Genomic DNA, 12,639 nt, shown 5'->3' with positions numbered 1-12,639 from the left:
AAAAAAGAAAAGCAGTCAAAGTTTTTCAACTCTAACTACTTTGTCTACAGTCTGACAGCTGCAAAAAATGCAGCTGTTTTTTACTTCCGATTATAAACTATAATTTGATGTTTCTGTCCAATGGCTGTGATAGAGAAATGAACGTATCGGTTCTCTGCACGCCGTTGATCACATTGATACTGTTGAGAAGGAGATCCTGAAGGTGCGCAATGTTCTTGCAGACAAGCTTCGTGAAGATCGCATAGTCTCCTGTAGTATAATGCAGTTCTACAATCTCATTGATCAGTGAAAGTTCGTCAATAGCAGCCTGGAAGGATGAACTCTTGTCCAGATAGATACCCACGAAACAGCATACGTCATAGCCCAGTTTCGGCATATCCAGTAGGATTTTTGTTCCTTTTATTATGCCAAGATCTTCCATCTTCTTCATTCTTACATGAATGGTTCCGCCCGATACGTGACATACTCTTGCAATTTCAAGGTATGGTGTACGAGCATCCTTTATGAGAATTTCCAAAATCTGTAGATCTAAATCATCTAAATTGATACCTGCGTTACTTGTCATAATGCACCCCCATAATTCGATATAACTTATTATATCAAATAAAATGACATAAAATGGTAATATCGTAAAAAAAATATTATATTTCCAACGATTTTATAATACACATAATTTAACCATTTGTCTATATTTGATTTTTATAAGTAGTGAACTTTCTTGATTAATATGGAAAATTGGCATAAAATAGAGAAGAATCAAGGGAGGTTTTATTTTGAACTGGAATAATCTACTTGTCATTTTCGTCATGTCCATTGCTATTTTTATTCTTTACTCTATGGCAAACATCTATTATCTGAGTAAGGTTAAGGTAAGCAAATGGGTTATCCTGGTTGTTTCTCTGGTATTTCTGTTTATAGGTCTGATCATTCCGGCATATACCGATAATGTGATCATTCACTATATTCCTACAGCTGTATTTGTATTTTTCTTTCTCTGGTATGCAGATCTCTCCGGTCTATCCAGCATCGGCGCACCGAAGAATAAAAATGCGAAATCCTCAGCAACAATCAGACCGAAGGCAAAACCCAATAAACTGAAATATGCTGATGAGAAAGACATCATCAAGACAAACGCCAAAGAGAAGAGCAAACTATTTAAAAATAAACAGTAATTCCTGTATGAATACAGGTAGGATAGTGGGGTATGCTGATTAAAGCATGCTCCATTTCTCTATTGAAAAAGATCACTGCAGTTTTATTCTGCAGTGATCTTTTTCATGTTTAGTAATCAGGTTTTTATGAGCAGCCTGTTGTGGTTCCACAATCCAGACAGACCTTGCATGTTCCATTCTTCACCATTCTTGTGCTCTGGCAGGTGGAACAGACGGAGTCATAGAGCTTTTCGCCGTTTTTCTCGGCATCCTTGATGACTGTTTTCACATCGGATTCATCAACGACCATGGAGAGCTGCTTGATGTTTTCCGGTTCAAAATAGTTATTGACAAATCTTGAACGGGATTTGGTCAGTACATCATTTTCTTCAGGTTTAATCTGTACTCTGGAATAGTCACCCAGTTCGATGTCGATAACCTTCGAAATCAGGTCAGAGATCGAGCTGACATTCTTGATGTACGGATGCTTGGATACAAATCCATAAGGCTCGTATTTCTGGCCTCTCAGCATTTTTGATATATCCTTTGGTGGGATATGGTACTGCAGCATGACGGATATGGTCTTTGAAAGAGAATTAAGAAGTCCGGTAATAAGTGTTCCTTCACGATCTGTGGTCATGTAGATTTCAGAGATTTCGCCTCTTTCATTTCTATTGACTGTGATGTAGACTTTCACGTCATCGATCTGTGCTGGATGGGTATGTCCAGCACGGATTCCGGCCATCTTTTCTCTTCTGTTTGCGCCTGAGCTGACCTTCGGCAGTTCTTTCTTTGCTTCTTTTGCAAAATCCAGCAGGGCATCATAGGTGAGGCTCTCAAGCTCAAGATTCTCATCCTTGTAGTCGATCTTTGTATTGAGCGGCTGTGCAAATTTTGATCCGTCTCTGTAGAGGGAAATGCCCTTTACACCGGTCTCCCATGATCGGATATGCACTTCCTTGAAATCTTCAACTGTGGCATCCTTGGGAAGGTTGACTGTCTTTGAGATTGCTCCTGAAACCAGAGGAGTCAGTGCAGCAACCATCAGTACATGCCCATAGTGCTGAATGAAGCGCTTTCCGGTTCCGCATACATTGGCTGTATCAAAGATCGGATAATGTTCTTCCTTCAGGTGTGGTGCACCTTCGATTTTACCATCAAGGACCATACCGTTTTCTTCCTTGCCGATATAAGCCATAATATCTCTGACTTCATCTCTTGAATAACCTAAGTTCTTCAGAGCTACTTCGACAATCGGATTTGCGATGGTCATAAATCCGCCGCCTACAAGCTTCTTATAGGTGATATGGGAGAAGAATGGCTCTATGGATGTTGCTGCACAGTCCATTGCAAATGAGATTGTACCGGTAGGTGCAATGACACTGACCTGTGCATTTCTGTAACCGTTCAGTTCTCCGAGATCTACCGCTTCGGACCAGGCTGTCTTGAGTGTATCTGAAAGTTCCTTGTGGCCCAGTTCAAAGAGAAGTCCATGGTTTACTCTCATCGGCTCATAGTGAAGTTCTTCAAGCTCTGAGTCCAGGGCACCCGCAACTCTTGCATGATTTCTGATGACTCTGTTCATATATGGCTTATTCAGCTCGTACTTTTCAAAAGGTCCTACAGCTTTAGCCATGAGAGCGGATACTCTGTAGCTTTCACCTGTGATGAGTCCCATGAGTGCAGCAGATAGATTTCTTGCTTCATCTGAATCATAGGGAATACCCAGTGCCATCAGAAGGGAAGCGCTGTTTGCGATACCCAGACCGGTTGTTCTGAACATATAGGTCTTTCTTGCGATATCCACAGTCGGGAACTGTCCCCAATGAATGGATGATTCAAGAAGCAGCTGGTTCAGCCCGATCATGTGCTTCAGTCCCTTGACATCAAGAAGATTTTTCTCGACATCGTAGAATCTGTAAATGTTCAGGGAAGCAAGGTTACAGCTTGTATCATCAAGGAAAGCATATTCTCCGCATGGATTTGTTGAATTCAGACGGTTATGTTTTGCCCATAGATCTCCATCTTCACCGGCAGGGCAGGTATGCCATGCGTTAAAGGTATCTGTGAACTGAGGGGCAGGATCTGCTGACTTACATGCCGCATCATTAAATTCTTCCCATAGGGTGGAAACCTTGATTTCTCTGTTCACTGAATTGTCCACTCGGCCTTGAAGTGTAATGGTCGCTTCAGGATCGTTTTCGATGTTCTTCACTTTTCTCATGAACTCGTCGGAGATTCTTAGTGAGTTGTTGGAATTCTGTCCGGAAACAGTTTCGTATGCTTCTCCATCGATATCGGCATCATATCCCATTTTGGCAAGAGCTCGAACCTTGTCTTCTTCTTTGGCTTTCCAAAGAATAAACTGCTCAATTTCTGGATGATCAATATCAAGACAGACCATTTTGGCTGCTCTTCTTGTTGTTCCGCCTGACTTGATTGCTCCTGCATTTCTGTCAAGTCCCTTAAGGAAACTCATCAGTCCTGATGAAACTCCGCCACCTGTCAGTCTTTCTCCGACTGCTCTGATGCTTGAGAAGTTTGTTCCTGTTCCTGAACCACCCTTGAAGAGCTTTGTTTCTGTAACATACTGCTCGGAAATCGAATGATCGCCTAGAAGCTTGTCTTCTACAGACAGTATGAAACAAGCTGAAGCCTGTGTTCTTGTATAGGTGTCTTTGGACTTAACCACTTTTCTTTCAACAGGATCATAATAGAAGAGGTCATTCTGACCGCCTTCGATTCCGTAGGACTGTTTAAGTCCTGTGTTGAACCACTGTGGTGAGTTTGGTGCGTACATCTGATTCAGAAGTCCGTACACCATTTCATCATAGAATATGTCTTTCTGATCCTGTGTGGTGATAATTCCTTCATCTGCGAGGGATTCCATCCAGAAACTGACCATTCTATGAGCAACCATCTTCATGGAGCTCTCGTATCCCTGTTCGTTATTGACTCCTGCTTTCCTGAAATACTTTGAAGCGATGATATCCACTGCATTCTGTGAATAGTGAGTAGGGAATTCCAGATCTTTCATCTCAACGATGATCTTTCCGTTCTTATGATTTTTCAAAAGAACATCCCTTTTGCTCCAGTCAAATAAGTCATAAACAGTTTTGTCTTTATTATTGTCCAGCTCTTTAGTATAATAACGTTTAAACAAGTCTTTAATATCCTTCATTGCTAACCTCCTGAATAAATTGCGATGGATTAAGTATAATACTATATGTTGTGCAACGCAATAGAGAAAACCACAATATATAGTTTTTTAACAAATGGAAATCGCGAAATCCTACTGCCGTTGAAGAGGTTAGCATAATATGATTTAAAGAAATAATGAGAAAGTCGGATCGGAAAAAATTAATTGAGATGTAGATCGCAATATTTAAAGGAAATGAGGTATGATGATTAAAGAATTGAATGGTATGAAGCCTAAAACAGACAAAAATAGTTTTATCGCGGAGAATGCGCTGCTCGTTGGCGACATCGAAATGGCCAGCGGATCCTCAGTCTGGTATGGTACTGTAATCCGTGCTGATGTGGCACCGATCAGAATCGGGAAAAGGACGAATATTCAGGATAATTCTGTTCTTCATACAGACAGCGGACTTCAAATGATCATCGGTGATGATGTCACCATCGGCCACGGATGCATCATCCATGGCACATCCATTAAAGGAAAGTCGATCATCGGCATGGGCAGTATACTCCTTAACCACTCGGTTATCGGAGAAAATACAATTATCGGTGCAGGGAGTCTGGTCACAGAAGGAAAGGTGATACCAGGCGGAGAACTGTGGATCGGAAGACCAGCCAGATTTTCCAGAAAACTTACGGAAGATGAGATCATAAAAATAAGAGACTCAGCAGATCACTACTATGAATATGCGATGATGCATAAAGGAGAAAAACATGATTAAATTCGGAGATTTCAACACATTGAAGGTCAAGCGTGAAGCTGCCTTCGGACTATACCTCGACAAAGAAACGGGCAACACGTCAGATGACATACTTCTCCCTACAGGGAACATCATAGGAGACAAACCGGCAGTAGGGGATGAAGTCAGTGTTTTCATCTACAGAGATTCAAAAGACAGACTTATCGCTACCATGAAAAAGCCTAAGGTTACTGTGGATAACCTTGCAGTCTTAAAGGTTTCACAGGTCACCGATTTTGGTGCCTTCCTGGACTTCGGCCTGGAAAGAGATATCCTTGTACCGAATAAGGAAATGAAGTTCAAAATGATTCCTGAGAAAGAATATCTTGTGTTCGTATACGAAGATAAAACAGGAAGACTTGCAGCTTCAACTGAAGTAGGAAGATACCTTGAAGTCCCTGAAGAAGATCAGTACAATGCAGGGGACATTGTTACAGGAATCGTTTATGGCTTGCAGACCAACGGTACGCTGGAAGTTGCTGTAGAAGAAAAGTATATGGCAATTATCCTAAGAAATGAGTACTTCACTGATATCCAGCCGGGCGATAGAGTCACCGGAACGATAAAGAAGATTATGGAAGACGGCAGAATCAGCTTCACACCAAGAAAGAAAATGATTGAAGAAAAAGAAGAGCTTTCCGACACCATACTTGGCTATCTGAAAGAGAACGATGGATTCATGCCTTATAACGACAAATCCACTCCAGATGAAATCAAGAAGAAATGGAATACCAGCAAAAACTACTTCAAAATCGCCTTAGGTAACCTCATGAAAAAAGGTCTGATCCGACAGGATGAGAGGGGAACTTATCTTAAGTAGACAACAGGTAGTAAAGGAGCACATATTAATATGATTGAAACACAGGATCCTAAGGGAATGAGCAGAGAAAAAAGACTGAAGAGCGCACTTCTGTTTACGAAGGCGCAGCTGAAAAATGAAACCGATACTCTGGCAAACCTGGCAAACATCAGTGCAGTAATCAATATGTACATGGACGACATCAACTGGGTCGGATTCTATCTCATGAGAAGCGGAGAACTGATTCTTGGACCTTTCCAGGGAAAACCTGCCTGCAACAGAATCGAAATCGGATCCGGGGTTTGCGGAACATCTGTAAAGGAAGGAAAAACTCAGCTTGTGGATGATGTCCTTTCACTGGATAACCATATTGCCTGCGATTCCGCTTCACGCTCAGAACTGGTTGTGCCGATATATAGGAATGGAGAGATTTTCGGTGTCCTTGACATCGACAGCCCTTCACTGGCCAGATTTACAGAACTTGAAAAACAATATATGGAAGAGCTTGTTGCTCTTCTGCAAGAATCACTTTAACTGTAAGTGAAAAAGAATGCATGACATCAAAGTCATGCATTCTTTTATTGCATTTTTTTCTGAAATTCTAAAATGGTATTGAATTCTGTGTAGATAAGATCAAGATTCTCATAGATTCTTTTCGCACCTGTTTCCAGTTCACTCGTATCGGGTTGCCTACGAAGCGAATAGGCGGTATCCCTTTCACCCGGCTGAAGGAAATCAAGCTTACTGAACTTGCTGCAGAAAGCCGCGAAATGGCTGAGGTCAGTTTCTCTAAGTACTGTTTTATAGGTGTCTTTCGTATAACAGCTGTCATAGGCCAAGTGCGCCATGACTTTAAGTCGTCTGATGATTTCCTCGGCATTTATAAGATTCTTCTTCTCCAGCAGATTCAGGGGAATCATCGGTTCATTCTTCAGTGCTTCGATATTTCTTACAACGCCCTCGATATCCGCAAAGATATGAGAAAAAGGTTCATTGTAATTCATTCCGATGGTTTTATCGCCATCCGTCAGATAGTCGAAGGTAAGGCTCATAATGTGATTGAGCTTAAGTCTGACAAATTCAAGTCTTTTTCTCGTTATTTTTCGGTAGTACATGAATGAGAAGATGAAGTTGAAAATGATTGCGATGAGCACACCAAGCCCTAGAGCCAGCATACGGAGTCTGATGGTCAGCAGTATACTCGGATTGCCCAATGCGTCGCTCTGGATAAACTGTGTCATGTAGATACTTGTGAATATGGCGACAGGGGACACAGCGCGGTAGTCGATCTTAAGGGCAATAAATAGTGTAAGTCCCATACCCAGCATAATAGTGAATACATTGACCCCCAAGATATAGACCAGTACACCTGTTGTCACTGCTCCGAGAAAGGAGGCAAGAAGCTGGTTGATTCCGCCTTTGACAGCAGATATATTTGTCGCTTCCAGATTGTACATTACCCCTAGAAGGACTGAAATCATATCAAGTCTTGTCACATCGAACATCATCCCGAAGATGTATCCTGTGCCGATTGCCAGCATCGCTTTAATGATATAAAGCCATGAATCCAGTAGCACAGCTTCTTTTCTAAGACCAATCAGTTTCTTAATCTGTTCCATAACTGCTCCTTTAATATAATTATAATTATTCCATTTTAAAAAATTGTTGTACTAAATATATTATCATAACACAGAAGATATGTGTATGCCCGGTCAAAATAAACTCAAATTCCGTCCCGTTTTATCCTTCTTTCTGGGAGATCATCCTGTTCCTCATCTATAAAAATCCCTGAAGCTTATCACTTCAGGGATTCTGTCATTATAGTGGAAGGTTATTTTTATTTCGATATGTTCTCATGAAGATTTTTATGATCTCATTTACGATAAGAGGCAATAGCGAGAGTCCAAATACGATCAGCCAGTCATTCAAAGGCAATGAATGGACTTTGAATGCATCTGCCAGGAACGGAGTGGAAATCAGTATAAACTGAAGTACGACTCCTGCTACGATGGACATCAAAAGATATCTGTTTTTAAAGAAACCGACCTGGAATATGGATTTCGTTTCGCTTCTCATGGTCAGAGAGTAGAAGAGCTGGGATACGGCAAGAACCACAAATGCCATGGTTCTGGCATAGACCAGAACTTCCTCTGGAGCATCAGCTGATGCCCAGATGGATGATCCTCTTTCTCTGAGTCCGATCGAAAAGGCAAGAAGGGTCAGCGAACCGATGAGTAAACCGCCGATCACCGCCCGTATACCTGCGCCTCGAGCAAAGAAGCTTTCCTTAGGATTTCTTGGCTCCTTCTTCATGACATCAGGGTCCCCAGGATCAACACCTAATGAGATTGCAGGAAGGGTATCTGTAACCAGATTGACCCACAGAATCTGAGTAGGCAGCAGTGGTATTGCAAATGAGAAGAGTACGGATACAAAGATCGCAACAATCTCACCCAGGTTACAGGAAAGAAGGAAAATAACCGCTTTTTTGATGTTGTTGTAGATGTTTCTACCTTCTTCTATTGCAGCGACAATGGTCGTAAAGTTGTCATCTGTAAGAATCATGTCTGCTGCACCCTTAGATACATCTGTACCGGTAATACCCATGGCAACACCGATATCCGCATGTTTTAGGGAAGGCGCATCATTGACGCCGTCTCCGGTCATGGAGACGATGTTTCCCTGAGCTTTGTAAGCTTTGACAATCTTCACCTTATGTTCCGGTGACACTCTGGCGAATACTCTGTATCTGTTGATGTTGGCTGCAAATTCTTCATCCGAAATCTCATCAATCTCGGCACCAGTCATAGCCTGACTGATATCCTCTGCAATACCCAGCTCCTTTGCTATCGCAACAGCAGTATTCTTATGGTCTCCGGTAATCATGATTGAAGTGATACCGGCGCCATGAGCTGATGCTATGGAATCCTTGACTTCAAGTCTTGGCGGGTCGATCATGGCAACAAAACCGATAACAGTCAGATCTTTTTCCATCTCTTCAGGACTGATTTTTGTCTGGGTATCCTTGAATGCGACACCAAGTACTCTCAGAGCCTTGTTGGACATTTCAACGGATTTGTCAAGCAGTGTTTTCTTATGTTCTTCTGTCAGCGGTACGCTTTTACCGTTGATCAGAATGGAGGTTGAAATCTTCAGTATGTTGTCGATCGCACCCTTTGTGTGTACTCTGTATGCCTCTCCTTCCTGATTCAGTGTCGACATCAGCTTTCTGTCGGAGTCGAAAGGTTTTTCATCAACTCTTGGGAAAATCCTGTTCAGCTCTTCCTTCGTCAGTCCGAAACGGTTACCAAGAACGATAAGCGCGATTTCTGTAGGGTCTCCTGTCGATTCTTTCGCTGTAGCTGTGGCATCACTGCAGAGCACAAAGGATTTGATGAGTTCTTCCGCATCTTCATCACTGGTTTCCATTGTCTCTGTATGGATATCCACATCCACTTCTTCATCATGAGTGTAATACTTAAGAACGGTCATCTTGTTCTGCGTCAGTGTTCCGGTCTTATCGGAACAGATGATGTTCACTGAACCAAGAGTCTCGACAGCGGGCAGTTTTTTGACGATGGCGTTGATTTTGCTCATCCTTGTGACTCCAAGGGCGAGAACGATGGCGACTATAGCCGGAAGTCCTTCAGGAATGGCTGCAACTGCAAGACTGATGGAAGTCAGGAGCATATCCAGAAGATCTCTTCCCTGGAGAAAACCGATGATGAACATGAGGATTGTTATGCCCAAAGCCAGTTTTCCGAGAGTCTTGCCCAGTTCATCCATTCTTTTCTGCAGTGGAGTCATGCTGTCTGTTTCTTCATTCAGACTCTTGGCAATGTTACCTACGATGGTTTCCATTCCAGTACCGACGACAACCCCTTCACCACGGCCATAGGTGACAAGTGTGGACATGAAAGCCATGTTTGCCCGGTCACCTACAGGAATGTTCTCTTCTGTAAATTCTTTGTCATAATATTTATCTGAAGGGACGGATTCACCTGTAAGTGCAGATTCTTCAATCTGAAGATTCGAACTTGAGACAAGTCTGATATCCGCTGGTACATACCTTCCCGCATCCAGAATCACTACATCACCAGGTACGATCTGCAGGGAACTGATTTCTTTCACTTCACCGTCTCTTCTGACAAGAGAGCGGGGGGTAGTGAGTTTATTGAGTGCTTCAATCGCTTTTTCGGCTTTTGATTCCTGAATGATGCCTATGGTGGCGTTCAGGATGACAACAGCCAGGATGATGACAGAGTCGGCATATTCACCCACGATGAGTGTCACTACCGCTGCACCGAGAAGCACATAGATGAGTGCATCATTTAACTGTGCAAAGAATAATTGGATCAGGGTTTTCTTTTTTGCTTCCTGGAGTTTGTTCTCTCCATATTTTTCAAGCCTCTGGCTGACTTCAGCCTCGGATAGTCCTGTGGACACATTGACGTCCAGTTCCTTAAGAACCTCGCTCTGTGATTTGTTAAACCACATAATTAACACCTCTTTTACTTTTATTCTATTGTCTGTTCTTAACAGCATGGTCCTTCTGACTTAAGGACTACTAAAAAATTATACCTTATAAATGTTCACAACTCGTGAAGTTATTCTAAAGTATCCATGAAAGTACGAAATGAAGCATCAGACGGCATTCTCAGATCGCCCCGCGGAGAGAGAGAAATGCTTCCGACTTTTGGTCCATCCGGCATAGCTGAACGCTTGAACTGCTGAGTGAAGAACCTTCGGACGAACACCTTCAGCCACTTCTTTATGGTTTCGGTGTCATAACGTCCTTTAAAGGCAATCTCTGTCATGAAGAGAATCTTATTGAAACTCGCACCGTACTTCACATAGTGATAGAGGAAAAAGTCATGGAGCTCATAGGGTCCGACAATATCTTCAGTCATCTGAAGCAGCTCATCATCAATTCCCTTAGGGAGCAGTTCTGGACTTACAGGCGTTTCAACGACATCCTTCAGCACTTCAGAAAGTCTGCCTGTAAACTCTTCCTCATAGAAATATCTGACCAGATATCTGACCAGCGTCTTCGGTATGGAGGCATTGACACCGTACATGGACATCTGATCTCCGTTGTAGGTGCACCATCCAAGGGCGAGCTCTGACAGGTCGCCAGTACCGATTACGATACCGCCTTCCTTGTTGGCGATATCCATAAGGATCTGAGTTCTTTCTCTTGCCTGAGCATTTTCGTAGGTGGCATCATGGACATCGGCATCATGACCGATATCCTTGAAATGCAGGAGAGTGGCATCGACAATACTGATTTCTCGAAGGTCTGTACCCAGCTCTCTGCAAAGAGCCATGGCATTCTGATAAGTTCTGTCCGTTGTTCCGAATCCGGGCATGGTTACCGTGACGATCTGGTCAAGAGGTATCCCGAGAATCTTATATGCCTTGACAATGACGAGAAGTGCAAGAGTGGAATCCAGTCCACCTGAAATCCCGATAACCGTCTTTTTCATATTGAGATGAGTCAACCTCTTCACCAGTCCAAAGCTCTGGATCTTCAGGATTTCCCTTGCTCTTTTGTTTCTCTCTAGAGGATTTCCCGGTACAAAGGGATGAGGGTTGATGGTACGGTTAAACCCTGCAATCTCATAGCTCTGATGTCTGAAGGAAACTTTATCTGCACGATAGGCTTCATTTACGACCTCATTTCTGAATGTGGTGTTTCGCATTCTTTCACCGCGGATTCTGGAAACATCCACAAATGCGGTGATGATATCAGATTCCATGCTGAAGCGCTCATTTTCTTCAAGAATATTCCCGTACTCACATACGATGAGATGTCCGCTGAACACAACATCTGTTGAAGATTCATTAGGCCCCGCTGAAGAATAGACATATGCACCTATATTTTTCGCGCTTGCGATTCTCACGAGGTCTCGTCGGTAATCGTTCTTTCCGACCAGTTCATTGGAGGCTGAAAGATTGAAGATGATTTCTGCACCCTGCAGGGAAAGACTGGAAGAAGGTGAAATTGCTGCAAAAAGATCTTCGCAGATTTCCACTCCGAAGGTGTACTTCTCTCCTGAAAAAACCAGGTTGCCGAAAGGAATATCCTTAACATCTCCGATGTCGACAAAGCGTCCATGGGCAGCATTGTATGCAGTAAACCATCTGCTTTCATAGAATTCATTGTAGCTGGGCAGATTCTGTTTAGGCACTATACCCAGAATTTTACCGTTGAATAGGACGGCAGCGCTGTTATATAGTCTTCCACGATGCTGAAGAGGAAAACCTACGATGACAACCATATCCAGATCCTTTGTCTCTTCGGTGATATCAAGAAGCGAAAGCTCTGTCTGGTGAAGCAGATCCTCTGAAAAGAAAATATCCGCTGCTGTGTATCCAGTCAGAGAAAGCTCGGGAAACACAGCCACTTTGACCTGTTCTTCTGCAAGTTCTCTGATCAGTTTCAGGATTTCAAGCCTGTTATATTCCACATCGGCCACCCTGATCTTAGGTGACACTGAGGATATTTTGATATAATCCATATTTTTATACCTCTCCATATCATTAGATTATCCTGCAAAGTGCAAGGATATATTAAAGACATTATACCACCAAGGGCACGAGCTTTAAACAGGACCGATGTTTTACTCCAGTTTATCTTGAAGACTGTCCTATTAACGAAAATACAAGAAATCCGGCATTTGCATTTTATCCGTAATGAAAGCCAGAGTCTTAGAGCAAGAATTATTCCAAAATCCGAACGTTCGCCCTA

General features: G+C 42.7%; 9 protein-coding genes. 4 read left to right on the top strand and 5 right to left on the bottom strand.

From position 1 onward, the window contains the following. Positions 1-97 precede the first annotated feature (97 nt). Positions 98-565, bottom strand: coding sequence for an Lrp/AsnC ligand binding domain-containing protein (locus tag RTX25_RS09455; protein WP_312653053.1), 468 nt, complete (start codon positions 563-565; stop codon positions 98-100). Between the two features lie 208 nt (positions 566-773). Here RTX25_RS09455 and RTX25_RS09450 point away from each other — a divergent pair, with 208 nt between their 5' ends. Beyond that, positions 774-1,172: a hypothetical protein gene (locus RTX25_RS09450; protein ID WP_312653052.1), complete on the top strand. Its 399-nt coding sequence runs from the start codon at positions 774-776 to the stop codon at positions 1,170-1,172. 124 nt (positions 1,173-1,296) lie between these two features. On the opposite strand, the gene RTX25_RS09445 is transcribed toward RTX25_RS09450, so the two are convergent. Continuing rightward, positions 1,297-4,332: a vitamin B12-dependent ribonucleotide reductase gene (locus tag RTX25_RS09445; protein WP_312653050.1), complete on the bottom strand. Its 3,036-nt coding sequence runs from the start codon at positions 4,330-4,332 to the stop codon at positions 1,297-1,299. 220 nt (positions 4,333-4,552) lie between these two features. On the opposite strand from RTX25_RS09445, the gene RTX25_RS09440 reads away from it, so the two are divergent. From RTX25_RS09440 to RTX25_RS09430, 3 genes are read left to right on the top strand one after another with little or no spacing between them, the layout of a single operon-like run. Further along, positions 4,553-5,071, top strand: a complete 519-nt coding sequence (locus tag RTX25_RS09440) for a gamma carbonic anhydrase family protein (protein WP_312653048.1) — start codon at positions 4,553-4,555, stop codon at positions 5,069-5,071. Further along, a complete protein-coding gene (locus RTX25_RS09435; protein ID WP_312653046.1) occupies positions 5,064-5,909 on the top strand; it encodes a S1-like domain-containing RNA-binding protein in 846 nt (281 codons plus the stop codon). Before RTX25_RS09440 ends, RTX25_RS09435 begins: the two co-directional genes overlap by 8 nt. Before the next feature lie 30 nt (positions 5,910-5,939). Continuing rightward, the gene (locus RTX25_RS09430; RefSeq protein WP_312653044.1) at positions 5,940-6,422 is read left to right on the top strand and encodes a GAF domain-containing protein; all 483 of its coding nucleotides are present in this window, start codon (positions 5,940-5,942) and stop codon (positions 6,420-6,422) included. A 44-nt stretch (positions 6,423-6,466) separates the two neighbouring features. Here RTX25_RS09430 and RTX25_RS09425 read toward each other — a convergent pair whose 3' ends face one another. The 3 genes from RTX25_RS09425 to RTX25_RS09415 all read right to left on the bottom strand — a co-directional run bounded on the left by RTX25_RS09425 (position 6,467) and on the right by RTX25_RS09415 (position 12,427). Then, positions 6,467-7,507 carry a hypothetical protein gene (locus tag RTX25_RS09425; protein ID WP_312653042.1) on the bottom strand — a complete coding sequence of 347 codons (1,041 nt, stop codon included), beginning with the start codon at positions 7,505-7,507 and terminating at the stop codon, positions 6,467-6,469. Positions 7,508-7,706: 199 nt separating this feature from the next. Next, positions 7,707-10,385: a cation-translocating P-type ATPase gene (locus tag RTX25_RS09420; protein ID WP_312653040.1), complete on the bottom strand. Its 2,679-nt coding sequence runs from the start codon at positions 10,383-10,385 to the stop codon at positions 7,707-7,709. Positions 10,386-10,495: 110 nt separating this feature from the next. Continuing rightward, positions 10,496-12,427: an NAD(+) synthase gene (locus tag RTX25_RS09415; protein WP_312653038.1), complete on the bottom strand. Its 1,932-nt coding sequence runs from the start codon at positions 12,425-12,427 to the stop codon at positions 10,496-10,498. Positions 12,428-12,639: the final 212 nt, after the last annotated feature.

Origin of the sequence: Proteiniclasticum sp. (assembly GCF_032054185.1) — a bacterium.
In the GTDB taxonomy this organism is placed as follows: Bacteria; Bacillota; Clostridia; order Clostridiales; family Clostridiaceae; genus Proteiniclasticum.
Note: the sequence above shows the minus strand (reverse complement) of the source record. Positions and strands in the feature narration are given on the sequence as shown.